General features: G+C 64.6%; 25 protein-coding genes. 12 read left to right on the top strand and 13 right to left on the bottom strand.

The genetic code is table 11. The annotated features are described in order from the left end of the window. Positions 1-113: 113 nt before the first annotated feature. From hisG to hisS, 3 genes are all read right to left on the bottom strand, one after another. Positions 114-815 carry an ATP phosphoribosyltransferase gene (hisG, locus tag NKH30_RS23860; RefSeq protein WP_352618466.1) on the bottom strand — a complete coding sequence of 234 codons (702 nt, stop codon included), beginning with the start codon at positions 813-815 and terminating at the stop codon, positions 114-116. Then, positions 812-1,930 carry an ATP phosphoribosyltransferase regulatory subunit gene (locus NKH30_RS23865; protein WP_352997331.1) on the bottom strand — a complete coding sequence of 373 codons (1,119 nt, stop codon included), beginning with the start codon at positions 1,928-1,930 and terminating at the stop codon, positions 812-814. The genes hisG and NKH30_RS23865 overlap by 4 nt, the downstream gene beginning before the upstream one ends. 171 nt (positions 1,931-2,101) lie before the next feature. Next, positions 2,102-3,661, bottom strand: a complete 1,560-nt coding sequence (hisS, locus tag NKH30_RS23870; RefSeq protein WP_352819347.1) for a histidine--tRNA ligase — start codon at positions 3,659-3,661, stop codon at positions 2,102-2,104. 432 nt (positions 3,662-4,093) lie between these two features. Between hisS and NKH30_RS23875 the strand changes: the two genes are divergently transcribed. Next, entirely contained in the window at positions 4,094-4,345 is a 252-nt protein-coding gene (locus NKH30_RS23875) for a hypothetical protein (RefSeq protein ID WP_352472681.1), read from the top strand. A gap of 4 nt (positions 4,346-4,349) precedes the next feature. Here NKH30_RS23875 and NKH30_RS23880 read toward each other — a convergent pair whose 3' ends face one another. Continuing rightward, positions 4,350-4,985 (bottom strand): DNA-3-methyladenine glycosylase I, encoded by a 636-nt coding sequence (locus tag NKH30_RS23880; protein ID WP_352472682.1) that lies wholly within the window; start codon positions 4,983-4,985, stop codon positions 4,350-4,352. Positions 4,986-5,207: 222 nt separating this feature from the next. Here NKH30_RS23880 and NKH30_RS23885 point away from each other — a divergent pair, with 222 nt between their 5' ends. After that, a complete protein-coding gene (locus NKH30_RS23885) occupies positions 5,208-5,942 on the top strand; it encodes a L,D-transpeptidase (RefSeq protein ID WP_352472683.1) in 735 nt (244 codons plus the stop codon). A 261-nt stretch (positions 5,943-6,203) separates the two neighbouring features. Beyond that, the gene (locus NKH30_RS23890) at positions 6,204-7,124 is read left to right on the top strand and encodes a bifunctional 5,10-methylenetetrahydrofolate dehydrogenase/5,10-methenyltetrahydrofolate cyclohydrolase (protein WP_352618472.1); all 921 of its coding nucleotides are present in this window, start codon (positions 6,204-6,206) and stop codon (positions 7,122-7,124) included. 430 nt (positions 7,125-7,554) lie between these two features. Here NKH30_RS23890 and NKH30_RS23895 read toward each other — a convergent pair whose 3' ends face one another. The 6 genes from NKH30_RS23895 to NKH30_RS23920 all read right to left on the bottom strand — a co-directional run bounded on the left by NKH30_RS23895 (position 7,555) and on the right by NKH30_RS23920 (position 14,369). Continuing rightward, entirely contained in the window at positions 7,555-8,199 is a 645-nt protein-coding gene (locus NKH30_RS23895; RefSeq protein ID WP_352997333.1) for a DEAD/DEAH box helicase family protein, read from the bottom strand. After that, complete coding sequence (glcF, locus tag NKH30_RS23900) at positions 8,171-9,472, bottom strand: glycolate oxidase subunit GlcF (RefSeq protein ID WP_352472686.1); 1,302 nt, start codon at positions 9,470-9,472, stop codon at positions 8,171-8,173. Before glcF ends, NKH30_RS23895 begins: the two co-directional genes overlap by 29 nt. Before the next feature lie 68 nt (positions 9,473-9,540). After that, the gene (locus tag NKH30_RS23905) at positions 9,541-9,924 is read right to left on the bottom strand and encodes a DUF4870 family protein (protein WP_352472687.1); all 384 of its coding nucleotides are present in this window, start codon (positions 9,922-9,924) and stop codon (positions 9,541-9,543) included. Beyond that, the gene (locus NKH30_RS23910) at positions 9,921-11,177 is read right to left on the bottom strand and encodes an FAD-binding protein (RefSeq protein ID WP_352472688.1); all 1,257 of its coding nucleotides are present in this window, start codon (positions 11,175-11,177) and stop codon (positions 9,921-9,923) included. Before NKH30_RS23910 ends, NKH30_RS23905 begins: the two co-directional genes overlap by 4 nt. 224 nt (positions 11,178-11,401) lie before the next feature. Beyond that, entirely contained in the window at positions 11,402-12,898 is a 1,497-nt protein-coding gene (locus NKH30_RS23915; protein ID WP_352997335.1) for an FAD-linked oxidase C-terminal domain-containing protein, read from the bottom strand. Positions 12,899-13,034: 136 nt separating this feature from the next. Then, positions 13,035-14,369 (bottom strand): DUF3422 family protein, encoded by a 1,335-nt coding sequence (locus NKH30_RS23920; protein ID WP_352472690.1) that lies wholly within the window; start codon positions 14,367-14,369, stop codon positions 13,035-13,037. Between the two features lie 212 nt (positions 14,370-14,581). Here NKH30_RS23920 and NKH30_RS23925 point away from each other — a divergent pair, with 212 nt between their 5' ends. From NKH30_RS23925 to NKH30_RS23935, 3 genes are read left to right on the top strand one after another with little or no spacing between them, the layout of a single operon-like run. Then, positions 14,582-15,385 (top strand): FadR/GntR family transcriptional regulator, encoded by an 804-nt coding sequence (locus tag NKH30_RS23925; protein ID WP_352541779.1) that lies wholly within the window; start codon positions 14,582-14,584, stop codon positions 15,383-15,385. Between the two features lie 56 nt (positions 15,386-15,441). After that, positions 15,442-16,578 (top strand): alpha-hydroxy acid oxidase, encoded by a 1,137-nt coding sequence (locus NKH30_RS23930; protein ID WP_352773966.1) that lies wholly within the window; start codon positions 15,442-15,444, stop codon positions 16,576-16,578. A 38-nt stretch (positions 16,579-16,616) separates the two neighbouring features. Continuing rightward, on the top strand, positions 16,617-17,387 hold the full coding sequence (locus NKH30_RS23935; RefSeq protein WP_352616719.1) for a metallophosphoesterase: 771 nt from the start codon (positions 16,617-16,619) through the stop codon (positions 17,385-17,387). A 28-nt stretch (positions 17,388-17,415) separates the two neighbouring features. On the opposite strand, the gene NKH30_RS23940 is transcribed toward NKH30_RS23935, so the two are convergent. Together NKH30_RS23940 and NKH30_RS23945 are read right to left on the bottom strand one after the other, a co-directional pair. Further along, positions 17,416-17,556, bottom strand: coding sequence for a hypothetical protein (locus NKH30_RS23940; protein WP_292664785.1), 141 nt, complete (start codon positions 17,554-17,556; stop codon positions 17,416-17,418). A 287-nt stretch (positions 17,557-17,843) separates the two neighbouring features. Then, positions 17,844-18,542, bottom strand: a complete 699-nt coding sequence (locus NKH30_RS23945) for a type 1 glutamine amidotransferase (RefSeq protein ID WP_352472693.1) — start codon at positions 18,540-18,542, stop codon at positions 17,844-17,846. A gap of 74 nt (positions 18,543-18,616) precedes the next feature. Here NKH30_RS23945 and NKH30_RS23950 point away from each other — a divergent pair, with 74 nt between their 5' ends. From NKH30_RS23950 to NKH30_RS23965, 4 genes are all read left to right on the top strand, one after another. Beyond that, positions 18,617-19,264, top strand: coding sequence for a hypothetical protein (locus NKH30_RS23950; RefSeq protein ID WP_352997337.1), 648 nt, complete (start codon positions 18,617-18,619; stop codon positions 19,262-19,264). Between the two features lie 32 nt (positions 19,265-19,296). Further along, positions 19,297-20,031 (top strand): 16S rRNA (uracil(1498)-N(3))-methyltransferase, encoded by a 735-nt coding sequence (locus NKH30_RS23955; RefSeq protein ID WP_352472734.1) that lies wholly within the window; start codon positions 19,297-19,299, stop codon positions 20,029-20,031. Positions 20,032-20,216: 185 nt separating this feature from the next. Then, positions 20,217-21,590 carry a glutamate--cysteine ligase gene (locus NKH30_RS23960; RefSeq protein WP_352773963.1) on the top strand — a complete coding sequence of 458 codons (1,374 nt, stop codon included), beginning with the start codon at positions 20,217-20,219 and terminating at the stop codon, positions 21,588-21,590. A 102-nt stretch (positions 21,591-21,692) separates the two neighbouring features. Continuing rightward, complete coding sequence (locus tag NKH30_RS23965; protein ID WP_352997339.1) at positions 21,693-22,754, top strand: DUF937 domain-containing protein; 1,062 nt, start codon at positions 21,693-21,695, stop codon at positions 22,752-22,754. A gap of 176 nt (positions 22,755-22,930) precedes the next feature. Here the strand turns inward: NKH30_RS23965 and NKH30_RS23970 are convergent, their stop codons facing one another. Beyond that, the gene (locus NKH30_RS23970) at positions 22,931-23,221 is read right to left on the bottom strand and encodes a DUF1127 domain-containing protein (protein ID WP_352616701.1); all 291 of its coding nucleotides are present in this window, start codon (positions 23,219-23,221) and stop codon (positions 22,931-22,933) included. A gap of 234 nt (positions 23,222-23,455) precedes the next feature. Between NKH30_RS23970 and NKH30_RS23975 the strand changes: the two genes are divergently transcribed. After that, complete coding sequence (locus tag NKH30_RS23975) at positions 23,456-24,412, top strand: LysR substrate-binding domain-containing protein (protein ID WP_023680469.1); 957 nt, start codon at positions 23,456-23,458, stop codon at positions 24,410-24,412. Positions 24,413-24,482: 70 nt separating this feature from the next. After that, a complete protein-coding gene (gene xseA / locus NKH30_RS23980) occupies positions 24,483-26,048 on the top strand; it encodes an exodeoxyribonuclease VII large subunit (RefSeq protein WP_352997341.1) in 1,566 nt (521 codons plus the stop codon). Positions 26,049-26,059: the final 11 nt, after the last annotated feature.

Genomic DNA, 26,059 nt, shown 5'->3' on the forward strand with positions numbered 1-26,059 from the left:
CCAAACCATCGACCTCAACCTCGTCGAGAGATAGCATGGAGCACTGTTCGCGATGTCCTCGCACACCTGTTCGCGATGTCTCCGGTCCAAACAGGGGGGAGATCGGCTGGTCGTCAGCCTGCGTTCACCGATGCCATCCTGCCCGCAATATCGCGCAACACGGCCTCGTCCGTCGCCGAACGCATCTTCCTCGACGCCACGAGGCAGGCCTGCGAGCGCAGGATGACGCCGTCGGCCAGCACCTTGAGATGGTTGGCGCGCAGCGTCGCGCCTGACGTGGTGATGTCGACGACGATATCGGCCAATCCGGCCGCCGGCGCGCCTTCGGTGGCGCCAAGGCTTTCGACAATGCGGTAGACCTGGATGCCGTGCTTTTGCGAAAAGAACTGCTGGGTCAGGCGCCAGTATTTGGTGGCGATCCTGAGCCGGCGGCCGTGGCGCTGGCGGAAATCGGCGGCGACGTCGTCGAGGTCGGCCATGGTGTCGACATCGAGCCAGATGTCGGGCACGGCGACGACGACATCGGCATTGCCGAAACCGAGGCGGGCGATGATTTCGGCGCGCGTCTCGCAATCGGCGAGGTTTTCGCGCAAAAGGTCCTCGCCGGTGATGCCGAGATCGACCGACCCCTGGCCGATTTCGCCTGATATCTCCGAGGCAGACAGGAATGCTATCTCGACGCCGTCAAGGCCGTCGATGCGGGCGCGATATTTGCGCTCGTCGCCGGGCAGGCTGACGGCAAGCCCGGCCTTGGCCAGCACCTCCAGCGCCTGCTCCTTGAGCCGGCCTTTCGACGGGATCGCCAGCGTGATCATGGCGCCGTCTCCCGCAGCGCCTCGATGCGGTCGAGCCAGACGGAAAAACCGACGCCGGGGATCGGCGTTTTGGCGCCGAGCAGCGTCAGCAGCCGGTCGTAGCGGCCGCCACCGGCGAGCGGCCGGTCGCCATCCTGCGTCGCGATCTCGAAGACCAGGCCGGTGTAGTAATCGAGCGGCCGGCCGAAGGCGGCGTCGTAGCTGATTTCAGACATCGGCAGGCCGAGGCTTTCGATGGCCGCGGCGCGGGCTGCGAAATTCTCCAGCGCAGCCCCCAGTGAAAGCCCGGCATCGGCTGCAAAACGTTGGAGCGCTCCGGCGGCGCTGTCGAGCGGCACGTCGATTGCCAGGAAACTCTCTAGCGCCGCGAATGCCTCGTTCGACAGCCGCACGCTGCGCAGTTCGGCCTTCTCGATCAGGCGCCGCGCAATCTCGGACGGCGAACGCCCGGCCGTTGCCGACAGGCCAGCCTCTTCCATGCCGCCGGCGACATGCGCCGAAAGACCGTCGAGATCGCCATCAAGGACAAGCGCGGCGACCGCGCCGGCAAGCTGGCTGTTGCGCGGTGGATTGGCCAGATCGGCAAGGGCGGCCTCAAGCATCGGCGCCGAGCCGAAGGCGCGGGCCAGCCGCATGCGCCAGCCGCGCGGCAGGCCAAGTGCTGCCAGCACCGCCTCGAAGATGGTCTGGTCGCCGAGCGTCACCGCCAGTTCCCGGCCGGGCAGGACCAGCGACAGCAGCGCATGCGCATCGGCCAGCGAACGGGCGTCGGCGGCCGCCGTGTCGCGGTCGCCGAGATCCTCGATGCCGGCCTGGAAGAACTCGTTGCCGCCCTCGCGGCGCTGGCGAAACACCTCGCCGAGATAGGAATAGCGGCGCGGCGTGCCGGCCTGGCTGGCGATGTGGTCGAGGCAGACCGGAATGGTGAATTCCGGCCGCAGGCAAAGCGTCTGTCCGGTCTCGCTCTCGGTGAGAAAGATGCGGCGCCGCAAATCCTCGCCGGCCATGTCGAGGAACGGGTCGGCCGGCTGCAGCACCGCGACTTCGACCGCATGCGTATTTCGCGCGGCGAAGAGGCTGGTGATGTCGGATGCGATGGCGGGGCGCGAGGTCACGGCAGGCGCCCTTCCCTTCTCCCCCTGTGGGAGAAGGTGGATTGGCGCGAAGCGCCAAGACGGATGAGGGGTGCCGGAAGAAATGAGGCGTCGGCGTTCCCTGGAACACCCCTCATCCGACCGAGCTTCGCTCGGCCACCTTCTCCCACAAGGGGAGAAGGAAGCGGCGCCCTACTTGCCACGCGCCCGCTCCTCGGCCTGCGCCGCCAGTATCTTCTTCACCTCGGCGACCAGATCGCCTTCCGCCACGGTCACCTGCGCCGGTCGCGCGGCGCGCCATTCGGCGTTGTCGGCGATGTCGGCCGACATCTTCGCGCCTTCGATCAGGTCCTTGATCTGCACCTCGCCCTTGGCGCGCTCGTCGCCGCCCTGGATGACGGCGACCGGGCTACCGCGGCGGTCGGCATATTTCAGCTGCGCCTTCATGCCGGCGCCGCCGAGATACATTTCCGAGCGGATGCCGGCGGCGCGCAGCTCGGCCACCATCTTCTGGTAGCGGCCGAGGCTTTCCGTATCCTTGTCCATGGTCAGCACGACGACCGGCGCGATGACATCGGAAGTGTCGAGCTTGCCGAGGTTCTTCAGCGCCGTCATAAGGCGCGAGACGCCGATGGAAAAACCGGTCGCCGGCACCGGCTCGCTACGGAAGCGCGAGACGAGGCCGTCATAACGTCCGCCGCCGCCAACCGAGCCGAAGCGCACGATCTGGCCGTCCTCGTTGGGGATCTCGGCCAGCAGCTCGGCCTCGTAGACCGGGCCGGTGTAATATTCGAGGCCACGGACGACGGATGGGTCGATGCGAATGCGATCCTCACCGTAGCCGCTTTGTGCGACCATGGTTCTTATCTGCTCCAGCTCTGCAAGACCCTCGACAAACGAGGCATTCGTTATGCCGAGATGTTCGAGTTTCCTTTCCTCGACAAGATTGCTGAGCCCCGGGGTGATAGATCCCAGTGTCTGGACAATTTGTTCGGGATCATGCTGCGCCATGACCGTGAAATAGCTGATCACAACATCGATTTGCGCGTTACCCAGCCCGGCGCCCTTGGTAAAATCACCGCTCTCGTCCTTGCGCCCGGCGCCCAAAAGCAGGCGCACGCCCTCGACGCCCAGCTTGTCCAGCTTGTCGATCGCCCGCAGCACCTGCAGCCGGCGGCCAGCGTTCTCGTCGCCGCCGAGGCCGATCGCCTCGAGCACGCCGTCGAGCACCTTGCGATTGTTGACGCGGACGACGTAGTCGCCGCGCTTGATGCCGAGCGCCTCCATCACGTCGGCCATCATCATCGCCATCTCGGCATCGGCCGCGACACCCGGCGTGCCTACCGTGTCGGCGTCGAACTGCATGAACTGGCGGAAGCGGCCGGGACCGGGCTTCTCGTTGCGGAACACCCAGCCGGAGCGATAGCTGCGATAGGGTTTCGGCAGGCGCTCGAAATTCTCGGCGACAAAGCGCGCCATCGGCGCGGTCAGGTCGTAGCGCAGCGACAGCCATTGATCGTCGTCGTCCTGGAACGAGAACACGCCCTCGTTCGGCCGGTCCTGGTCGGGCAGGAACTTGCCGAGCGCATCGGTGTATTCGATCAGCGGCTGGTCGACCGGCTCGAAACCGTAGAGCTCAAAGACCGAGCGGATCGTCGCCATCATCTTCTCGACGGTGCGCAGATCGTCGGCGCCGCGGTCGACAAAGCCGCGCGGCAGCCGCGCTTTCATCTTTTCGGATTTGTCGGCCATGGGATGGGTACTTTGCTATGTAAACGGTGACTTATTTCGGGTCGGCGTGTCCTACCGATGCAGCCCGGAGAAGGCAAGGGTTTGCGGCTTTTCCGCGATGTCGCGGGACCAGTTGGTTCGCAAATGTCGCGCCGCCCCTCATCCGCCTGCCGGCACCTTCTCCCCGTATAGTGACGGGGAGAAGGGGAGTTGTCGCAGCCTCGGCGCTACTTGTGCAACGCTGTGATTGGCGAAACCACCGGCGGAGGCGTCCTTTCTCCCCGTCACTATACGGGGAGAAATGCCCGGCAGGGCAATGAGGGGCAGCGCAAAGCCATCAGGCAGGGCGATCGAAACAAACCGCGTCACAAATGAAACAATTGTGCCATGCGCGCGGCATCGTGCCGACACAATCCGGGCCGATAAGCGCGCCGAAACAAGGGGTTCGGGGCCATGGCCACGCTACAGAAGTTCGACATCATCGATAGCCGGGCACGCGACGCCTCGGTCCGGCTGCGGCCGGCCGATGGTTATGCCCCGAATACGAAGCAAATCGCCGGACCGTTCGAGGTCGCGGCGCAACAGCGCAGTGGACCGACCATGCGCGACGTGCTGATGACCGGACTGCTGGTGATCTATCCGGTGTTCGCCGCGCTGGCGGCCATCCTTGCCGGGTTTTTCCTGGCCGGCGCCGGCGGCGCCTGAGCCGCTATTTCGGCCGCTTGAACGCTTTCCGTTCCGCCTCGACCGGCTCGCGGCAGACGCAGCCCTCGAGATGGTCGTTGACCAGCCCCATCGCCTGCATGAAGGCGTAGACGGTGGTCGGGCCGACAAAGCTCCAGCCGCGCTTCTTCAGCTCTTTCGAAATGCGGACCGAGACGGCCGTCGTCGGATTGGCGCGCAAATGCGCGAGGTCGACGATCTCGGGCCGCTCGTGCGGGCCGGGCTCGAACTTCCAGAACCAGGCGGCCAGCGAGCCGGCCTCGTCGATGAGTTCGCGGGCGCGCTTGGCGTTGTTGATGGTCGAGACGATCTTGCCGCGATGGCGGATGATGCCGGCATTGCCGAGCAGGCGATCGACATCGGCGTCGGTGAAGGCGGCGATCTTGTCGACATCGAAGCCGGCAAACGCCTCGCGGAAATTGTCGCGCTTGCGCAATATGGTCAGCCAGGACAGGCCCGACTGAAAACCTTCGAGGCAGATCTTCTCGAACAGGCGGCGGTCGTCGGCGACCGGCCGGCCCCATTCGTGGTCGTGGTAGTGCAGATAATCCGGCAGGTTGCCGTGCCAGAAGCAGCGGGCGATGCCGTCGGGACCGGCAAGCAGACCTGTCTTTTCATCCATGGCGGAATTCCGTTCGTGTCTTGGCGTTAACGCGTTTTGACGCGGCCTTTACCGCGGCTTTACCAGATTCCTGAACCGGGCGGTAACCACACCAAAAGCTTTACTGACAGATCGGCATTTTACACATTCCGATTCATGTTTCGGTTGCCGCTTCGCGCCCAATGTCGGCGAAATCGGGGAGGCTTTGCACCCCGGCATGTTCGACGATCAAGGTGCGTTGCGATGAAGACATTCTTGTTCCCACTGTTCGGCGCCGCGGCCGTACTTGCTGCCGGCGCCGCCAATGCCAACGACCGCTATGCGGAGAGGCCGCCGGTGGTGGTCAGCCCGGATCTTTCGGCACCCTGGGTGCTGCAGCTCGGCCATGCCCCGGGCATCGTGCGGCAGAGCCGGCAAGAGGCGCAGCCGCAACGGCGCTACCGGCGGCTGGCCGAACCCGATCAGCTGCGCACCGCAGCGGTGCAGGCGCCGGCCAAGCGCATGGTGATGCGGCCGCAGATCGACCCGATCTATCTGCCGCAGGAAGTCGCCTATGACGGCCCGCAGAAGCCGGGCACGATCGTCATCGATACGCGAGAGAATTTCCTCTATCTGGTCGGGAAGAACGGTAAGGCGCGGCGTTATGGCGTCGGCACCGGCAAGCCGGGCTTCGAATGGTCCGGCACCCACAAGATCACCAACAAGCGCGTCTGGCCGGATTGGCGGCCGCCGGCGGTGATGATCGCCCGCGAAGCCGCCAAGGGCCGTTATCTGCCGACCTATCTCGCCGGCGGCATGGAAAACCCGCTCGGCGCACGCGCGCTCTATCTCGGCTCGACTGAGTACCGTATCCACGGCACCAATCAGCCCTGGACGATCGGCGGCGCGGTGTCGTCGGGCTGCATCCGCATGCGCAACGAGGACGTGGTCGACCTTTACGAGCGGGTCAATGTTGGCACGACGGTTGTAGTCATGTAATCTGCGGTTGACCTCATCGATGATTCTGCTCAGAAGCCTCGGGAGCATTGAATAACGGGGGACGGGCCGTGTGGGGATGCGGCCAGTCACGAAAGGGCAGCGCGGCAAGCCGTGCTGCCCTTTTTGTTTCCGCCAGCAGGAATTGACGGGAAGATTTTGCCGGCACGTCGCGCGACCGGCATGGCGGTTCGCTTTTCGCGCTGCCTTTTCGCGGTTGCTTTGCTATGTGGCGGCTAAAATCCAGATAAAGGCCCCATCCCGATGTCCCTTTCCGACGACAGCCGCTATCTCAGAGGCGGCCCGGTTGCTCAACGCATCATCGCCGGCGTGCGCGAGGACGCGGCGATCGCCACCGCCGAAGGCTTTCCGCCCAAGCTGGTGTCGGTCACCGTCGGCGATACCGCCGCGGTCGATGTCTATGTCCGCAACCAGCGCGCCAAGGCCGGGTTGGCCGGCATCGGCTTCGAGGAAAGGCGCTTTCGCGCCGACATCACCGCCGGCGAGCTGGAAGCGGCAATCCACGGGCTTAACGCCGACCCGCGCGTCACCGGCATCATCATCCAGCGGCCGGTGCCGGTGCACATTCCGATCAAGACGCTGCAGGCGGCGGTGCATCCGCTCAAGGATGTCGAGGGCATGCATCCGGCCTCGATCGGCAACATCGTCTACAACCAGCTCGACCTGGCGCCCTGCACCGCCGCCGCTTCGGTCGAACTGCTCAGGGAAACCGGCCTCGACCTCAAGGGGCTCGAGGTGGTGGTCGTCGGCCATTCCGAGATCGTCGGCAAGCCGATCGCGTTCCTCTTGATGAGCGAAGGCGCGACGGTGACCGTCTGTCACCACATGACGCGTTCGGTGGCGGCACACGCACGCCGCGCCGACGCACTGTTCGTCGCGGTCGGCAAACCGCGGCTGATCAAGGCCGACATGGTCAAGCCGGGCGCCGCCGTCATCGATATCGGCATCAATTCGGAAATCGGGCCGGACGGCGAGAGCCGCATCGTCGGCGACGTCGATGCCGAGAGCGTCAGGCATGTCGCGTCGTGGATCACGCCGGTGCCGGGCGGCGTCGGCCCGATCACGGTGGCGATCCTGCTGCGCAACACGATGGTGGCCCTCAGCCGGCAGCGTGCCCGCTATCAGGCAACCTACGGCACGGCAGACCGGCTGGCGGCGGAGTAGGCGCCTTCGTCACGTGTATTGCGGCACATGGCAGGTGATCCGGGACTCGTCATCCCAGAAGACGTAGAGCACGCCGCCGCTGCCCCAGAAGAAACCGGCGAGTGAATCGAACTGAAGAAGAAATTTCATTTCCCGGTCCGTTCCGGGAACGACTGGAAACTGCGGTCCCTGAATCCATGACGGCAGCCCACCAAGCCGAAACAGGTTTTGCCTTGAATTGCTTATCCCGTACGACTGCCTGAGCCACCGTTCAGGGGTCGGTGCCAACCGAACAGTTCTTTTCTCGGCGGCCTTTGCAAGCCTCTCAATGTAGGGCGAATGCAGAGGCGCGATCGGCGTCGGCACACCGGCAGCGTCGTGGGAATAATAGGTCGGTTCGAGAGAATTCGCACAGGTCTCGATACGGAGTCTGGGAAGAGGCATCGTCAGCTCATTCCCAAGATCGTCCAGCGTAATCAGATGTATCAGTCGCTCTCGACAGGTCGGGCACTGCCGATCCTTCGCCGCCGACCGTAAGTGGCCTGCCAGTCGCCGGCAGATGCCAGGTAGGATGATTGCGATGCGTCGGAAAAGACATGTCGCTCGGAGCGCCTTCCTCAAAGCTGAAATGATGACATGCCGGGGACGAACGAGGATCATCATGCGTCAGCCAGTCTGCGAAATCGGGAATGTCGCCCAAGGTACTGTCTGGAAACAATTCCGGCGCCTGCAAGGCGACGTGAGCCAGCAGATCCTCCACGTCTATTCCGCGTTTCACTTCCTCTTGCAGGAAAAATGCCAGACGAGCCAAATGCGCGTCGTCGAGAAACGAAACGGCGTCGATAATCAGATTGTCTTGCTGGACGTCGGCTTGTACCGCTGCCCTTATGAGCGCAAACAGGAATTCGGACCCATCCTTGAGATGGCGAGCGATGATTGTCTGGCATTCGCCATAGCTGGCCTGGAACGTCGCCGGCGATCTGTCCGACAGCAGCCGAACGACGGTTCCAATCTCTTCTGACTTTGGGTTGGGCATCTCGGCAGTCTCATCGGCGGGTGCGCAGCAATCAAACCAATTTTGGCGGCTCGCCGCCATAGGCCCAGTCCAGCAGCTTTATCGTATGCACCACCGGCAGCTTGGCGGCGGAAGCGATCTGGGTGATGCAGCCGATATTGCCGGTGGCGACGATTTCAGCACCGGTCGCCTCGATATTCCTGAGCTTGCGGTCGCGCAACGTCGCCGAAATCTCGGGCTGCAGGATGTTGTAGGTGCCGGCCGAACCGCAGCAAAGATGCCCTTCGCGCGGCTCGCGCACGACGAAGCCGGCACGGACCAGAAGCTCCTTCGGCTGGCGGGTGATCTTCTGGCCGTGCTGCATCGAGCAGGCTGAGTGATAGGCGACGATGGTGCCCGGCTTGCGGACCGGCTCGGGCAGGTCGAGGCTTGCCAGATATTCGGTGATGTCCCTGGCCAGCGCCGAGACCCGCGCAGCCTTGTCGGCATAGGCCGGATCGAGGCGCAGCATGAAGCCGTAATCCTTGATGGTGGTGCCGCACCCGGATGCGGTGATGACGATGGCGTCGAGTCCGCCCTGCTCGATGGCGCGCGTCCAGGCGTCGACGTTCCGTCGGGCCGACGCCAAGGCAGCGTCCTCGCGCCCCATATGATGCACCAGCGCGCCGCAGCAGCCCTCGCCCGCGGCCACCACGACCTCAACGCCAAGCCGGGTCAGCAGCGAAATCGTCGTGTCGTTGATGCCGGGATCGAGCACGGATTGCGCGCAGCCGGTGAGGATGGCGACACGGCCATTTTTCTTCGCGCCCTGCCCGGCATGGACGCCCGGCGAGGCCATCGGCGAGACTGCCGGGACCGACGCCGGGGCCAGCTTCAACATCGCGCCCAAAGGCTTCAATGCCTGGATTTTCTCAAACAGGCCGGCGAATGGCTGGCCGAGCTTCGCCAGCTTGAGCGCCGCGCGGAAACGCGAGGGGTAGGGCAGCACGAAGGCCAGCATGGCGCGTGTCAGGCGATCGGCCAGCGGACGCTTGTAGGTTTGCTCGATATGGACGCGGGCGTGGTCGACCAGATGCATGTAGTTGACGCCCGACGGGCAGGTGGTCATGCAGGCGAGGCAGGACAGGCAGCGGTCGATATGGGTGACGATCTGCTTGTCGGCCGGCCGTCCGTTTTCCAGCATGTCCTTGATCAGATAAATCCGGCCGCGCGGCGAATCCAGTTCGTTGCCGAGCGTCACATAGGTCGGGCAGGTGGCGGTGCAGAAGCCGCAATGCACACATTTGCGCAGGATCTTCTCCGATTCCGCGACATGCGGATCGGCGAGCTGGGCAGCTGAGAAATTGGTCTGCACGTAAACGAATCCCTACCGTTTGAGCATGATCTTTTCCCAAAACCGGTACCCAGTTTTGGGGATCATGCTCATAATCCCAGAAACCAGCTTTCCGGGTTCTTGACCGCCTCGCCGCGCTGCAGCGCCTGCAGGCCGAGAATGCAGCGGGCGATGAACCAGACGGCAACGGCAACCATCAGCACGACACCGATGACCACGATCATCAGCAGCGCCGAGATCAGTGCATAGAGCAGGCCGATCCAGAAGGTGCGGATCAGGAATGTGTAGTGGCCTTCGACGAAGCCGCCGGCCTTGCCGCGATTGATATAGGCCAGGACGATGCCGACAATGCCGCTGACGCCGATGGCCAGGCCGGCGAGATAGAGGATGTAGATGACCAGCGCGTTGGTCGGGCCGGGCTCCAGCCAGCGGTCGGTCTGGCGTGACGTACCGTTTTGGCCTGGATCGCTCATTGTGCTCCTCCCTCGGTTGCCGGCGCGAGAGTAGCAGAGCTTGCGCCCGGCGCCATACGGCCGGGATTGAGGATATTCTTCGGGTCGAATTCGGCCTTCAGCCGCGCCGACAGTGCTGCCAGTTGCGGCGCTTGCGGTTCGAACACCGGTACGGCGGCGCGGTGCGAAGGGGTTGCGCGCACCAGCGTCGCATGGCCGCCGCCGTGTTTTCTGATCAGGCTGCGCAACAGGCCTGCCTCGGGATCGTCCTGCTGCATGCGCAGCCAGATCAGCCCGCCCTGCCAATCATAGAAGGCATCGACCGGGGCCTGCATGCGCAGCGCCAGCACCATCTGGTGGCCCCGCGACGGCGCCATCGAGACGCGCCACACCGGCCTTTCGCTGCCATCGGCGAACGGCGCGCAGTCGCGGACATTGCGCCAGACCGAGTACGAGACCGAACCGGAAATCTCCTGCAGCGGCCCAGCGTTTTTCAGCAGGTCTTTCAGCGCGGCAATGCGGTAAGCGACCGACGGGCCGAAGCCCTCGATGCGCAGCAGCGTCGCGGCATCGCTGCCGAGACTGCCGCCGGCGACCCTGGCTGCGACCCGTTCGGGAAGGTGGGCAGCGCTCGACACTTCGGCGCTGGAACCCAGCGCCAGCGCCATGGCGGCGGCGGCGTGATCGTCGAGCAGGCCGCGGATGGCAAGCGTGACTTCGGTCTCGGCAGCAGGCAGCACCTTGAAGGTGACGTCGGTGAGCACCGCCAGCGTGCCCCAGCTGTTGGCCATCAGCTTGGACAGATCATAGCCGGTGACGTTCTTGACGACGCGGCCGCCGGACTTGAAGGCCTCGCCGCGCCCGGAAACGGCCGCTATGCCAAGGATATGGTCGCGCGCAGCACCCACCTTCAGCCGGCGCGGGCCGGAAAGGTTCGCGGCGAGTGCGCCGCCGATCGTGCCTCGCGCTGGCTCACCGCCGAGCAGCGGGCCGTAATCCATCGGTTCGAAGGCAAGTTGCTGGCCGTTTTCGGCAAGCAGGCTTTCGATTTCGGCCAGCGGCGTGCCGGCTTTTGCCGACAGCACCAGTTCGGCCGGCTCGTAAAGCATGACGCCGGAGAGTTTGGAAAGGTCGAGCGTATGCTCGCTCTGCTGCGGCCGGCCGATACCGCGCTTGGAGCCGTGGCCGAGGATTTCGAGCGGCGAGTCTTCGGCGGCTGCCCAAGCGACGGTGGATAGGGTTTCCGCGGCTGTTGACGGGGTGAAGGTGGTCATGGGACGGACGCGGCATTTGCAAATGCGGGAACGTCGTGTTCCTTCGCGCCCCCCTCTGTCTTGCCGGACATCTCCCCCTCAAGGGGGGAGATCGGATGCTGCGTCGGGCTTCGCCAATCTCCAGTGTTAACGGGAGGGCGAGGCGCCGAAGCTGCCAATCTCCCCCCTTGAGGGGGAGAAGTCCGGCAGGACAGAGGGGGGTGTTCAAGCGCTAACATACGCGCTCAAAACCTCGGAATGTCCGGAAACGCCACTTTCCCGCGATGCACGTGCATCCGCCCGAGCTCGGCGCATCGCCTCAATTGCGGGAAGACCTTGCCGGGATTCAAAAGATGGTTGGGGTCGAAGGCGCATTTGACGCGCATCTGCTGGTCGAGGTCGATCTGGTTGAACATTTCCGGCATCAGGTCGCGCTTCTCGATGCCGACCCCGTGCTCTCCGGTCAGCACGCCACCGACCTTGACGCAGAGCCGCAATATGTCAGCGCCGAAACTCTCCGCCTTGTCGAGTTCGCCCGGCACGTTGGCGTCATAGAGGATGAGCGGGTGCAGATTGCCGTCGCCGGCGTGGAAGACATTGGCGACGCCGAGCCCGTATTTCTGCGACAGTTCGCGCATGCCGGCGAGCACGCGCGGCAGTTCCTTGCGCGGGATGGTGCCGTCCATGCAGTAGTAGTCGGGCGAGATGCGGCCGACCGCCGGGAACGCCGCCTTGCGGCCGGCCCAGAAGCTCAGCCGCTCCTGTTCCGACTGCGACGTGCGGCATGTGGTCGAGCCGTTCCTAAAAGCAATGGCTTCGACCAGGCCGATCAGATGGTCGACCTCGACACCCGGCCCGTCCAGCTCGACGATCAGCAGCGCCTCGACATCGAGCGGATAGCCGGCCTGGACGAAATCCTCGGCGGCGTGGATGGCCGGACGGTCCATCATCTCCATGCCGCCCGGAATGATGCCGGCGCCGATGATGTCGGCAACGCATTGGCCGGCCTGCTCGCTGGTCGGGAAACCGATCAGCAGGGCACGCGCCGTCTTCGGCTTCTTCAGGATGCGTACGGTGACCTCGGTTACGACGCCGAGCAGTCCTTCGGAGCCGGTCATGACGCCGAGCAGGTCGTAGCCTTCCGCGTCGAGATGGCTGCCGCCGAGGCGCACCACCTCGCCATTCATCAGCACCATCTCGATGCCGAGCACATTGTTGGCGGTGAGACCGTATTTCAGGCAGTGCACGCCGCCGGAATTTTCCGCGACATTGCCGCCGATCGAGCAGGCGATCTGGGAGGATGGATCGGGGGCGTAATAGAAGCCCTCCTGCTCGACGGCGGTGGTGATGCCGAGATTGGTGACGCCGGGCTGGGCGACGACGACGCGGTTCTGAAAATCGATCTCGAGGATGCGGTTGAAGCGGCTCATCACCAGCAGCACCGCGTCTTCGAGCGGCAGCGCACCGCCGGAGAGCGAGGTGCCGGAGCCGCGCGGCACGACGCGGATGTTGCGGTCGCTGCAATATTTCAGCACCCGCGAGACCTGGGCCACGGTTTGCGGCAGTACAACGACGAGCGGCAATTGCCGGTATGCGGTGAGCCCGTCGCTCTCGAAGGCGCGCATGGCATTGGCGGCGTCGACGACGCCCTCGCCCGGCACCATGATGCGCATATCGGCGACGATCTCGTCGCGCCGGCGCATCGTGGCGTCGTCTGGTTTCGGCATGGCAAGGCCGGACATCGACAGCCTCCTTCGATCGACTGGTAAAAATCTTTTACCAGCGACGGTGGTCGCTTGCAAATGCCGCTTTGGCCGGGATGAGAGGCCTATGGCCGAGACAGCCTTCCGCAGCGGCAATCTGCCGCTGCGCCCCACACTACTCGCCCGGCTGCTTGCCTGGTTCGGAGTGCATGCGGCGGACGCGGCGCACGCCCCACCAGACGAGCACGACCGCGAGCGGCACCGAGGCGGCGGTGACCATTTCCGGCGCGAAGGCATGGCCGAAGATCGAGGCGCCCTTGGCGACGTAGCCGATGAGGCCGACGACATAGTAGGAAACCGCGGCGACCGAGAGCCCCTCCACCGTCTGCTGCAGCCGCAATTGCAGGCGGGCGCGATTGTTCATCGATGCCAAAAGATCGCGATTCTGCTTCTCGACCTCGACGTCGACCCAGGTGCGCAGCAGTGTGGTGGCACGGGTGAGCTTCGTCGACAGGTTGGCCTGACGCTCCTCGACCGAACGGCAGGTACGCATCGCCGGCGCCACGCGGCGCTGCAGAAAACCGCCCCAGGTGTCGTAGCCGGGCACCGCTTCTTCGTCGAGCGCCTCCAGCCGTTCGCGCACGATGCCGTCATAGGCGCGGCTGGCGCCGAAGCGGTAGAGGCTGGAGGCGGCATCGGCCTCCAGCTCGGCGGCCAGTTCGGTCAAGTCGGCAAGCAGCGTCTGGCTGTCGCGGGTCTCGGCGACCTTCATTTCCAACGTGGTCTGGGCCAGCCTGTCTTCGATGCGGCGGGCGCGACCGGACAGCGTCAGGGCCAGCGGCAGCCCAAGCATGGCCAGCGTGCGGTAGGTCTCGATGTCGATCAGCCGCTGCGACAGTGCCCCGGTGCGCGCCGGGGTCAGGCCGCGGTCGAGCACCAGCATGCGGGTCAAGCCGTCGCCATCCTGACGGAAATCGGTGACGATGGCCGCGTTGCCGCGCTCGACCAGCGAATAGCACAGGCTGGTCGGGTCGAAGCCGGCGATCAGTTTTTCGTTCGCCGGCGTCCATTTGCGGATCTCCAGCCTGATGCCGGAAATCACCGTGCCCGGCGGCGAAAACCCGTTGCCGAAGGGTGTGTCTTCTTGCCCCCTGCCGTTTTCGGCGAGCGGGCCTTCCCAGAGATAGGTCGAGAATTCCGTGTGGCGTTCCCAGCGCAGCGAGCCCTTGCCCCATTTCATCGCGTGGTGGCGGGCGTGAGGGTCGGGCGCGGCGATGCCGAGGCGTCGCGACAATTCGGAAAGCACGGCCTGATCGATCCCGGATCCAGCTTCGGTCATGAAGGAAAGCTGCACCAGCACGCGCGGCTTTTCGACCAGCGGCTGCGGCCGGGCGTGGACCTCGCCGAGCGCGCCCGGCCGACCTTCATGCGCCGGAAAGCCCATGACGGTGCCGCCCACGGCTTTGGCGCGCAGCTGGAATTCGAGGTTGGAAGGGTCGGCGTCTGGCACGGCTGGTCCCCCGGGCTTCTGTGAGCCCTTTGGCAATGATGTCCCTCTAGAGGCAATCGTCAGGGGACGCAAACGCCCAATTTAGCTGAAGATGATATGGCGCCGCGGCTGTGAAACGGACCCGGCCCCCGGCGAATTGGATAAATAATTTGACCAGTTGGCGACGCCGGCTTTATCTTGCGCGACATCGGTTCAACCCCCAGGCATCCCGTTTGAGCGACATTTTCTCCCGGATCGAGCATTCGCGCACCGCCGACGAGGTGGTGCAGCAGATCGAGAGCCTGATCCTCGAAGGCGTCCTGCGCACCGGCGACCGGCTGCCGGGCGAGCGCGAACTGGCGCGCCAGTTCGAGGTGTCGCGGCCGATCCTGCGCGATGCCTTGAAAGCCTTGGAAGGGCGCGGGCTGTTGACGACACGGCCAGGCGGCGGCACCCATGTCGCCGATGTCATCGGCCAGCTGTTCACCAAGCCGGTGACCGACCTGATCTCGATGCATCGCAAGGCGGTGACCGACTATCTGGAGTACCGCCGGGAGATCGAGGCGGTGGCGGCCGAATATGCGGCGCGGCGTGCCACATCGGACGATCTGGCGCTGCTCGACCGCATCATGGCACGTATGGACGAGGCGCACCGGACCGGCAATTTCGACGACGAGGCGGAAATCGACGTCGAGTTCCATCACGCGATCTGCGAATGCGCGCACAACATCATCCTGCTGCACACGCTGCGCTCCTGTTATCGGCTGCTGTCGGAAGGCGTGTTCCAGAACCGGCGGCTGGTGTTCAACGTGCCGGGCGCGCGCGAGGCGCTGCTTTCGCAGCACCGGGCGATCTACACCGCGGTCAAGGGCGGCGATCCGGCTGCGGCGCGGCAGGCGGCGATGGACCACATCTCCTACGTCGAACGATCGATGGCCGAGGCCGAGCGCAGCGGCGACTGGCAGCGCGTGTCGCGGCTGAGGCTCAGGCAGCGCTCCGAGCCCGGTGGCGGCGAGCCGGCAAGAAAACAGCCGTAGGCACCGCCCAGAAAATTCAACGACGAACCAGCGAAGAACCAGCGGAAAAAAGATCCATGAGCAGCATTCTCACCATCGCCGACCTCAAGGACCTGGCGCGCCGCCGCGTGCCGAAGATGTTCTTCGACTATGCCGATTCCGGCGCCTGGACCGAAAGCACCTACCGCGCCAACGAAGAGGATTTCCAGAAGATCAAGTTCCGCCAGCGCGTGCTTGTCGACATGGACAACCGCTCGCTGGAATCGACCATGATCGGCGAGAAGGTGACGATGCCCGTGGCGCTGGCGCCGACCGGCATGACCGGCATGCAGCATCCGGACGGCGAGATGCTGGCGGCCCAGGCGGCGGAAGAATTCGGTGTGCCGTTCACGCTGTCGACAATGAGCATCTGCTCGATCGAGGATGTCGCGTCGGTGACCAGGAAGCCGTTCTGGTTCCAGCTCTATGTGCTACGCGACAAGGACTTCGTCTTCGATTTGATCGATCGCGCAAAAGCGGCGAAATGTTCGGCGCTGGTGCTGACGCTCGACCTGCAGATCCTCGGTCAGCGCCACAAGGATATCCGCAACGGGCTTTCGGCACCGCCGCGGATGACGCCGAAGCACATCTGGCAGATGGCGACCAGGCCACGCTGGTGCGTCGGCATGGCCGGGACCAAGCGCCGGAGCTTCCGCAACATCGTCGGCCATGCCAAGGGCGTCGGCGACCTCGCCTCGCTGTCGTCGTGGACGAAGGAGCAGTTCGATCCACATCTGTCGTGGAAGGACGTCGCCTGGATCAAGGAGCGCTGGGGCGGCAAGCTGATCCTGAAAGGCATACTCGACAGGGAAGATGCGCTGATGGCGGCCAGAACGGGCGCCGACGCGATCATCGTTTCCAACCATGGCGGCCGCCAGCTCGACGGCGCCTCGTCGTCGATCATGGCGCTGGAAGAGATCGCCGACGCCGTCGGCGACACGATCGAGGTGCATATGGACGGCGGCATCCGCTCCGGCCAAGACGTGCTCAAGGCACTGTGCCTCGGCGCCAAGGGCACCTATATCGGCCGGCCTTTCCTGTACGGCCTCGGCGCACTCGGCAAGGAAGGCGTTACCAAGGCGCTGGAAATCATCCGCAAGGAGATGGACATAACGCTGGCTCTGTGCGGAAAGCGTCTGGTCACCGACATGGGCAAGGATCAGCTTCGGCGCTAAAGTCCCGTGACGGCATGATGATGGAGGCGACGCAGGCATTGACGGAGCCCGGCATCAGTTTCTACGAGGCGCGCGGACCGCAAGGCATGCGCCTCTATGCGATCGGCGATGTGCACGGCCGGCTCGATTTGCTGACCGCCATGCACCGGCGGATCGAGGCGGAGCTCGGTCAAAGGCTGTCGGCCGATTGGCGCGTGATCCATCTCGGCGACTATGTCGATCGCGGCCCGGACTCCAGGGGCGTCATCGATTTCCTGATCGACGCGCAAAGACGCGATCCGCGTCACCTGATGCTCGCCGGAAATCATGATCTCGGCTTTCTCGATTTTCTCGATGTCCCCGATCCGGACGGGCTGTTCATGCGCTATGGCGGCATCCAGACTGCGCTATCGTATGGTGTCTCGCTCGGTGGGAGCAGCGCCTGGTTTGGCCGCGCCGATGCGGCACTGCGGCAAGGGCACGCCGCACTGGTCGAGGCGGTGCCGCAGAACCATGTCGAGTTCCTGCGCTCGCTGCCCTTCTCAGTGACGTTCGGCGACTTCTTCTTCTGCCATGCCGGCATCCGGCCCGGCGTTGCGCTGGAAAGCCAGAGCCGGCAGGACCTGATCTGGATCCGCGAGGTCTTCCACGATCACACCGGCCTTCATCCGAAGATCGTGGTGCACGGTCATACGCCGGTGCCCAAGGCCGAAATCACCGGCAACCGCGTCAATGTCGACACCCTCGCCTGGCAGTCGGGACACCTCACCGCGCTCGTGGTGGACGGCGCGGACAAGCATGTCCTGACAGTGACGGGTGAGCGGGCGTAGGAAACGCGTCGGATTATGAGCAGAGAGGCTAGCGAAGCGCGGCGGTGACGCCGTAGCCGTCAACGGCATTGTGGTCGTTGGCCGCGTCGGCGGAATAAATGCCGAGGCCGCACAAGACGATAGCCGACAACATGACAAAGGACAAAAAGGCTGCTTTCACGGACGTCATCTCTTGTTGAGCTTCCTGCATCTATGCACGAGCGGGTTACCAATGCGTTGAAACGCAAAATACGTCGCAAATGTCGGACGGTTTCGCGCTTCTAGGCATGTTCTGTATCGGCGGTGTGTCGCGCGGGTCACAGGAAAGGTTCATCGCGGTTGCACGCAAGATGCAGAGCGCGCGCCTTTTAGGCTGGCGGACAGACACAGGCCAAGGATGAAACGCGTTATCCCCGGCGGATTTGCCGCCGCGTGCCAAATATGCAACGTCGCCAAATACGTTGACTATATGGGCCGTCAGATCGTCGCCACCCAGGCGCGGGCGATGGCCAGGCCGGCGGCATCGGCTTGCGGTCCGTTGCGGGCCATTTCGTCGTCGAGCCGGACGGCCCAATCCGGATGGCGTTCGGCGATCAGCGGTGCGAAGGACGTGCTCCAGTCGCGAACCATCGGCCGGTCGGCCTCGAAATGAAACTGGAAGCCGTAGACGGCGCGGCCGATGCGGAACGCCTGGTTCTCGGCGACGGCGTTGCCGGCCAGCCGCACGGCAGTCTCGGGCAAGACAAAGGTGTCGTCGTGCCATTCGAAGATCGGGAATTTTTCAGGCAAGGCAGCGAGCACCGGATCGGCCTGCGCCGCCGCGGTGAGCGCGACTTCGTGCCAGCCGAACTCCGATGCGCCGCCGATCTGGTTCTCGCCGCCAAAGGCGCGCGCGACCAACTGGCTGCCGAGGCAGATACCAAGCACCGCGCGATCCCTCTCGGCAAAGTCGCGCGTCAGGTCGAGCAGGCCCGGAAAATAAGGACAGAGCTCGTCGTCCAGCGCATTCTGCGCGCCGCCGAGCACCACCATGGCGTCATGCCCGCCGCTATCTTGCGGCAGCGCGTCGCCGCGGTAGGGACGGCGCAGGTCGATAGCGGCACCCGCCTCGACAAGCGCCGCGCCGATCTGGCCAAGGCCCTCATTGTCGAAGTTCTGGACAACCAAGACCCGCATCGAAACCTGCTGACATGAAATTGATGCAACGAGCGATATCATGGCGCCAGCATTGCAGCCAATAGGGAACGCCTATGCCACTGCAAAACCGGATCGACCCGTTCGGCACCATCCATGCCGTGCCGGAGCGCGGCCTGTTCATGGGCAATCGCGGCATCATTCACGACCCCGAGACGAGAACGCTGTTGAAGAAGCGCTGGGCGCTGCAAGCCTGGATCATCTGCGTCTGCGAATTCGGCAACGTGCGGCGCGAGCCGATGGGGCGCAACCGGGCTGGCGGCAAGGCCGGCTGGACCGAGCTGTTTTTCCTCGACGAGGTGACGGCGCTTGCCGCCGGCCACCGTCCCTGCTTCTTCTGCCGGCGCGAGCGGGCCGGGGATTTTGTCCGGCGTTTCGGCGACGCCTTCGGCATTGCCGAGCCACGTGCGCCGCAGCTCGACAAGCGCCTGCACAAGGAGCGGCTGGCATCGGGCGGGCGGGCGACGAGACTGGAACCGGAAGCGCTTGCGGACTTGCCGGACGGCACGATGATCTCGTCAGGAAACAGGGCGTACGTCCTGTTTGACGGCGCCGCGCTGCCCTGGAGTTTCGGCGGTTATGGCGAACCGGTGGGGTTCGGCGGTTTTACCGACAGTCCAATCCGCCTGGTCACGCCAGCGACAACTGTTTCGGTGCTGCAGGAAGGCTACGAGCCTGTCTGGCATCCTTCCGCCGAGGCTTGACGCCGAGGGTGACGTTGCCGCATTCCTCGGCGATGCGCGCCAATTACAAGATGCAGCGGCTGTTCGTGCCGGACGGGCTTGGACCGGACATCGAGTTCGACGTCGGCCCGCAGCAGAGCCATTATCTCTCGCACGTGCTGCGGCTCGGCGAAGGCGCCGAAATTCTGGTCTTCAACGGGCGCGACGGCGAATGGTCGGCGGCGATCGCGGCGAAGTCGAAGAAGGCGTTGCGCCTGAAGTTGCTGGCATTGCAGCGGCCGCAGCCGCCGTTGCCCGATCTCGTCTATTGCTTCGCGCCACTGAAGCAAGGGCGGCTCGACTACCTCGTGCAAAAGGCGGTGGAGATGGGCGCCGGCATCCTGCAGCCGGTCATCACCCAGCATACACAAGTGGCAAAACCCGGCATCGAGCGCCTGCGCGCCAATGTCGTCGAGGCGGCCGAGCAATGCGGCATATTGGCGGTGCCGGAGCTGCGCGAAGCGGAAAAATTCGAACGCCTGCTGGCAGGCTGGGACCGGGAGCGGCGGCTGATCTTCTGCGACGAGGATGCATCGACCAACAATCCCCTGCCGGCATTGCAGGTGGTGCGGGAGAGAAAGCTCGGTCTGCTGGTCGGACCGGAGGGCGGCTTTTCCGACGAGGAACGCAAGATGCTGAGAGCGCTGCCTTTCGTTACCGCGATTCCGCTCGGGCCGCGCATCCTGCGAGCGGATACGGCGGCGGTGGCGGCACTGGCGCTGATCCAGGCGACAATCGGCGATTGGTGATCAATTCCAATTACCCGCTGGCTCAGGATTTTTCGCTTGATCGGCTACTGACATTTCGTCCATCTAGCGCCGGCAGTGGCCGCGTGTCCTTTCGGGCGCGTAAAGGACGCTGTAGCATTTGATTGGGCACCTGATCCCTTCCGAAAATCGAAGCCGATTTTCAGGGTCATGTGCGGAGGGCTCCTATGGCGCGCGATACAACCGACTTCCGGCCGATAGAAAGCGTCGACGAACTCGTCGAGCATCTGGCCGAAGGCAACAAGCCGCGCGACAAATGGCGCATCGGCACCGAGCACGAGAAATTCCCGTTCTATGTCGACGGCAATGCGCCGGTGCCCTATGGCGGCGAGCGCGGCATCCGCGCCATCCTCGAAGGCATGCAGGACAAACTCGGCTGGGACCCGATCATGGATGCCGGCCGCATCATCGGCCTGGTCGAGCCGACCGGCCAGGGCGCGATCTCGCTGGAGCCCGGCGGCCAGTTCGAGCTGTCCGGCGCGCCGCTGGAGACGATCCACCAGACCTGCCGCGAAGGCAATGCGCATCTGGCGCAGGTGCGCGAGATCGCCGAACCGATGGGCATTCGTTTTCTCGGCCTTGGCGGCAGCCCGAAATGGTCACTGGCCGAGACGCCGAAGATGCCGAAATCGCGCTACGAGATCATGACCCGCTACATGCCCAAGGTCGGCACCAAAGGTCTCGACATGATGTACCGGACCTGCACGATCCAGGTGAACCTCGACTTCGAAAGCGAAGCCGACATGCGCCGCAAGATGCAGGTGTCGCTGAAGCTGCAGCCGCTGTCGACGGCGCTGTTTGCCAACTCGCCCTTCACCGAAAGCCGGCCGAACGGCCTGCAGAGCTGGCGCGGCGAGATCTGGCGCGACACCGACAATCAGCGCTCCGGCCTGCTCGAATTCTGCTTCTCGCCCGATTTCGGCTTTGCCGATTATGTCGAATGGGCGCTCGACGTGCCGATGTATTTCGTCATCCGCGACGCCCAGTACCATGACATGACGCACATCACCTTCCGCCAGTTCATGGCGGGTGCTGCCCGCAACGACCTGCCGGACGGGCTGCCGACGATGGGCGACTGGGCGAACCATCTGTCAACGCTGTTTCCCGACGTGCGGCTGAAGCGCTTTCTCGAAATGCGCGGCGCCGATGGCGGGCCGTGGCGGCGCATCTGCGCGCTGCCGGCCTTCTGGGTCGGGCTGCTCTACGATGCGGCTGCGCTCGACGCGGCCGAGGCGCTGACCTCGAGCTGGAGCTACGACGAAGTGCTGGCAATGCGCAACGCGGTGCCGGAACAGGGCATCTCGGCGCCCTTCCGCAACACGACATTGCGCGAGATCGCCCGCGACGTGCTCGTCATCTCGCGCATGGGACTGAAGAACCGCGGCCGCAAGAACCGCGACGGCTATGACGAGACCTCGTTCCTCAACACGCTGGACGAGGTCGTCGCGCGCGGCACCACCAGCGCCGAAGAGATGCTCTCGGCCTACCACACACGCTGGGGCGGCTCGATCGAGCCGGTGTTCATGGAATACGCGTATTAACGCTTCGCTATCCGCTTGGCCGATGGTCCGGCAAATTCGCTTCAATCGGTGATGGAAACGAACTAGGCTTCTCCAACGAGGATTTTCCCGGAGGAGAAATCAATGCCTTCCTTGTTCGATATTCTGGCGCAGGCCCAGAACGGCAACGGCATGCAGGCGCTGGCCCAGCAGTTCGGGCTTTCGCAGCAACAGACGCAGGCGGCGGTCGCGGCGCTGCTGCCGGCCTTTTCGCAGGGGCTGAAGCGCAACACGGCGGACCCTTACGGGCTCGGCTCCTTCATGACGGCGATGGCCAGCGGCCAGCACGCCAAATATTTCGACGATGCAAGCCGGGCCTTCTCGCCGCAGGGCCTCAATGAAGGCAACGGCATTCTCGGCCATTTGTTCGGCTCGAAGGACCTGTCGCGGGCCGTCGCCAACCAGGCCGCGCAGGCGAGCGGCGTCAGCCAGCAGGTGTTGCAGCAGATGCTGCCGGCAATCGCCTCGATGATGATGGGCGGGCTGTTCAAGCAGACCACCAACCAGCTAGGCGGGCAGATGCATGCGGCAGGCGGTGGCGGTAATCCGCTTGGCGAGCTCATCGAGCAGATGATGCGGCAGGCGGGCGGCGGCGGCCAGGTGCCGGCCCCTCAGCCTGCAGGCCCCACGGATAACCCGCTCGGCAAGGTGTTGCAGGACATGTTCGGCGGCGCACAGCAGCCGCAACAGACGCAGAGCCCTTACGGCGACAACCCGCTGGGCAAAGTGCTGCAGGACATGTTCGGCGGCGGGCAGCAGCCGCAAAGCCGGCCGCAGCAGACGCAGAACCCTTATGGTGACAATCCGCTCGGCAAGGTGCTGCAGGATATGTTCGGCGGCGGTGCACCACAGCCACAGCAGCCGCAGAACCAACCCCAGCAAACACAGAACCCTTATGGTGACAATCCGCTCGGCAAGGTACTGCAGGACATGTTCGGCGGTGGCGCACCGCAGTCTCAGCCGCGTCAGGCGCCGCAGCAACCCCAGGCGCCGCAGCCGCAGGACAATCCGAGCGGCAGGCCGATAAATCCGTTTGACGACCTGTTCGGCAAGATGTTCGAGACAGGCGCCCAGCAGCGCGACGACTACCAGAAAGGCATGGAGTCGATCTTCGACCAGTTCAAGCAGGGCATGGGCCGGCGCTAGACCAGATACCGGCAACCAATCATCAGTGCCGCCCAAAAAAGAAAGCCCGGTCCTGGGAGGACCGGGCAGCGCGCAGGCTGGCCGGGGGGATCCGGCAGGGAGTGGGGAGCCTGCGTAACTTGGTGGCGTCGTGCCTCAAAAAGGTTCAACGCGCCCGAACGGCGAAACCCACGCGATCACACGACCTTGCGGGCAATATCCTCGATCGTTTCGGCGCGCTCGACCGCGATGACGCGAAGCCTCTCTGTCGGATCGCGGCCAAAGGGTACACCGACAGCGACGTGCAGGTCGGCGCGGGTCAGGCCGATGTCGGCGAGCTCGGCATCCGACATCTCGCCGAGGCGATAAAAGGCGCGGCGGTTTTTCCAGGCGCGGTAAACATTGGCAGCGGCATTGGCCACGCGCGTCGCAACGGCCGGACGCGAGGTGATGCGCGAGGTCTCGGTAGCGAAATCAAACGTAGCCATGTCGGTCTCCTTCACATTCGAACGGGCGAAACCGGTCGATCGGGCGCTGGCGACAGCGGCCATTCCGGCTTCGATTCATCTAAGATGATGCATGTCGTCGCCCCAAAACCGGTGCCCACTTTTGGGCGACATGCATTCGCTTCATGTGGACAATCGGAATTTGCCATGGCGCGATTGATTAATCCAACGAATGTTTCTAATCTTTAGCATCAGCATCAATGATGGATTAGGCCAATGAAAGCGCCGCTCGATCTCGATCAGTTGCAGACCTTCATCTCGATTGTCGACACCGGCAGCTTTACCCGCGCGGCGGAAGCGGTGCATCGGACCCAGTCTGCGGTGTCGATGCAGATGCGGCGGCTGGAGGAACGGATCGGCAAGCCGCTGTTCGAAAAAGACGGCCGCACCAACAGGCTGACCGAGGAAGGCGACAGACTGCTCTCCTACGCAAGGCGGCTGCTCTATCTCAACAAGGAAACACTGGCCGCCTTCGACGACCGCCGGCTCGAAGGCACCATCCGCATCGGCACGCCGGACGATTATGCCGATCGCTTCTTGCCAGAGATCATGGCGCGGTTTGCCCGTTCCAACCCGCATGTCGAACTGACCGTTATCTGCGAACCGACGCCGGGACTGGTCGAACACATCAAGCGAGGCAATCTCGACCTGGCGCTGGTGACGCACAACGACGCGCGCGGCCAGTCGGAAGTGGTGCGGCGCGAACCGCTGCTGTGGGTTACCTCGGCCAACCATGCGACGCATGAGCAGCCGATCCTGCCGATGGCCTTCGGCCGGCCCAACTGCATCTGGCGGCGGGCCGCCGCCGACGTGCTCGATCAGCAGAGCCGCGACTATCGCATCCTGTTCACCAGCTTCTCTGCCACCGTCATCGCCGCCGCGGTGCTTTCCGGCCTGGCGATCTCGGTGCTGCCGGAATGCGCCCTGCGGCCCGGCATGCGGGTGCTGGGCGAGGCCGATGGTTTCGGCGCCCTGCCCGATTGCCGCATCGGCATCATGCGCGGTCAGACCTCGCGGCCGGAGATCGTCGACGCGCTTGCGCGCCACATTTCGGAGAGCCTCGACAATATTTCCGTGCCACTCGGCGAGGAGACCGGCACGTTCGACTTCGCCGCCCTCGCCTTCGCCAAGATGAAGCGGACCAAGCCGAACCAGATCCTGCCGGGCTGGTGATCGCGCGATTGGGGCGGACATCGAACACGGCCGCCTTGACGCCGGCCAGCAATCGTCCCCCAATCGGCCGATGAGCGACGCAGCATCCGAATCACGCACCAACGCTACCGAATATACGGTGAGCGAGATTTCCGGCGCGCTGAAGCGTACGGTCGAGGACCTCTTCGGCAATGTACGGGTGCGCGGCGAGATTTCCGGCTATCGCGGACCGCATTCCTCCGGCCATGCCTATTTCTGCCTGAAGGACGATCGCGCGCGGCTCGACGCCGTGGTGTGGAAGACCACAATGAGCCGGCTGAAATTCCGTCCGGAGGAAGGCATGGAGGTGATCGCCACCGGCCGGCTCACCACCTATCCCGGAAAGTCGAACTACCAGATCGTTATCGACAATCTCGAGCCGGCCGGTGCCGGTGCGCTGATGGCGCTGCTGGACGAGCGCAAGCGCCGGCTGCAGGCCGAAGGCCTGTTCGATGCGGCGCGCAAGCGCAGGCTGCCGTTCATGCCCTGCGTCATCGGCGTCGTCACCTCGCCGACAGGCGCCGTCATCCGCGACATCATCCACCGCATCAAGGATCGGTTTCCACTGCACGTGCTGGTCTGGCCGGTGCGGGTGCAGGGCGAGACGGCGGGTGCGGAAGTGACCGCTGCCGTCAACGGCTTCAACGCACTGCCATGGGACGGCGCCATCGCGCGGCCCGATCTGTTGATCGTGGCACGCGGCGGCGGCAGCCTGGAGGATCTGTGGGGCTTCAACGACGAAGCGCTCGCCCGGGCCGTCGCCGCTTCGGGTATTCCGGTGATTTCCGCGGTCGGCCACGAGACCGACTGGACATTGATCGATCTGGCTGCGGATGTGCGGGCGCCGACGCCGACAGGCGCCGCCGAGATCGCCGTGCCGGTCAAGGTCGACCTCGAAGCGACGCTTGCCGGCCTTGGCGCGCGGTTGAAGACCGCACTGTCGCGCAATTTCGAACGCAAGCGGCAGGCGGCACGCGCGGCCGCCCGGGCGCTGCCCTCGCCCGACCAGTTGCTGGCGCTGCCGCGGCGGCGCTTCGACGAGGCGACGAGCCGGCTCGGCCGGGCGCTGTCGGTCAGCGTCGAGCGCAAGCGAGCCAGGCTTCTGGGGCAGCGGCTGACGCCGGGGACCTTGTCGCGGCGCATGAACGAAGCCCGCACGCTGACCCGCCGCGACCTCGCCCGTGCGCAAGCGGCTTTCTTCGCCATCGTGCGCGAGCGTCGGGCGCGGCTTTCACGCACGGCGACCAGACTGTCACCGGCGCCCATCGCCAGACGGCAGAAACTGCAAGGCGATGCACTGCTGGCACTGACACGGCGGCAGGACCAGGCGATTTCAAGACGGCTGGACCGCCTGCGTGGAAAACTGACGCAGGCCGACCGGCTGCTGGCGACGCTCTCGCACAAGGCCGTGCTGGCGCGAGGCTTCGCGCTGGTCAAGGATGTGGACGGCGCCGTGGTCAAGCACGCGGCAGAAGTTGTGTCGGGGATGGCGCTTTCACTGGAGTTCGCCGACGGCACCGCCGATGCAGTCGCCATCAGTGGCACGATGCGGCCGAAGACGGTTGCGAAGCCCGCGGCCAAGCTCAAGGCGCCGGGCGGCCAAGGTTCGCTCTTCTGAGGGTGACCAAG

The organism is Mesorhizobium sp. M1273 (assembly GCF_040318195.1).
Taxonomy (GTDB): domain Bacteria; phylum Pseudomonadota; class Alphaproteobacteria; order Rhizobiales; family Rhizobiaceae; genus Mesorhizobium.

Bases quoted from the DNA above. Each gene is read 5' to 3' on its own strand.
- hisG (WP_352618466.1), bottom strand. From the start codon at position 815: ATGATCACGCTGGCGATCCCGTCGAAAGGCCGGCTCAAGGAGCAGGCG.
- hisS (WP_352819347.1), bottom strand. From the start codon at position 3,661: ATGGCCGACAAATCCGAAAAGATGAAAGCGCGGCTGCCGCGCGGCTTT.
- NKH30_RS23875 (WP_352472681.1), top strand. From the start codon at position 4,094: ATGGCCACGCTACAGAAGTTCGACATCATCGATAGCCGGGCACGCGAC.
- NKH30_RS23880 (WP_352472682.1), bottom strand. From the start codon at position 4,985: ATGGATGAAAAGACAGGTCTGCTTGCCGGTCCCGACGGCATCGCCCGC.
- NKH30_RS23885 (WP_352472683.1), top strand. From the start codon at position 5,208: ATGAAGACATTCTTGTTCCCACTGTTCGGCGCCGCGGCCGTACTTGCT.
- NKH30_RS23890 (WP_352618472.1), top strand. From the start codon at position 6,204: ATGTCCCTTTCCGACGACAGCCGCTATCTCAGAGGCGGCCCGGTTGCT.
- NKH30_RS23895 (WP_352997333.1), bottom strand. From the start codon at position 8,199: ATGGCGGCGAGCCGCCAAAATTGGTTTGATTGCTGCGCACCCGCCGAT.
- NKH30_RS23905 (WP_352472687.1), bottom strand. From the start codon at position 9,924: ATGAGCGATCCAGGCCAAAACGGTACGTCACGCCAGACCGACCGCTGG.
- NKH30_RS23910 (WP_352472688.1), bottom strand. From the start codon at position 11,177: ATGACCACCTTCACCCCGTCAACAGCCGCGGAAACCCTATCCACCGTC.
- NKH30_RS23915 (WP_352997335.1), bottom strand. From the start codon at position 12,898: ATGTCCGGCCTTGCCATGCCGAAACCAGACGACGCCACGATGCGCCGG.
- NKH30_RS23930 (WP_352773966.1), top strand. From the start codon at position 15,442: ATGAGCAGCATTCTCACCATCGCCGACCTCAAGGACCTGGCGCGCCGC.
- NKH30_RS23940 (WP_292664785.1), bottom strand. From the start codon at position 17,556: ATGACGTCCGTGAAAGCAGCCTTTTTGTCCTTTGTCATGTTGTCGGCT.
- NKH30_RS23945 (WP_352472693.1), bottom strand. From the start codon at position 18,542: ATGCGGGTCTTGGTTGTCCAGAACTTCGACAATGAGGGCCTTGGCCAG.
- NKH30_RS23950 (WP_352997337.1), top strand. From the start codon at position 18,617: ATGCCACTGCAAAACCGGATCGACCCGTTCGGCACCATCCATGCCGTG.
- NKH30_RS23955 (WP_352472734.1), top strand. From the start codon at position 19,297: ATGCGCGCCAATTACAAGATGCAGCGGCTGTTCGTGCCGGACGGGCTT.
- NKH30_RS23960 (WP_352773963.1), top strand. From the start codon at position 20,217: ATGGCGCGCGATACAACCGACTTCCGGCCGATAGAAAGCGTCGACGAA.
- NKH30_RS23965 (WP_352997339.1), top strand. From the start codon at position 21,693: ATGCCTTCCTTGTTCGATATTCTGGCGCAGGCCCAGAACGGCAACGGC.
- NKH30_RS23970 (WP_352616701.1), bottom strand. From the start codon at position 23,221: ATGGCTACGTTTGATTTCGCTACCGAGACCTCGCGCATCACCTCGCGT.
- NKH30_RS23975 (WP_023680469.1), top strand. From the start codon at position 23,456: ATGAAAGCGCCGCTCGATCTCGATCAGTTGCAGACCTTCATCTCGATT.
- xseA (WP_352997341.1), top strand. From the start codon at position 24,483: ATGAGCGACGCAGCATCCGAATCACGCACCAACGCTACCGAATATACG.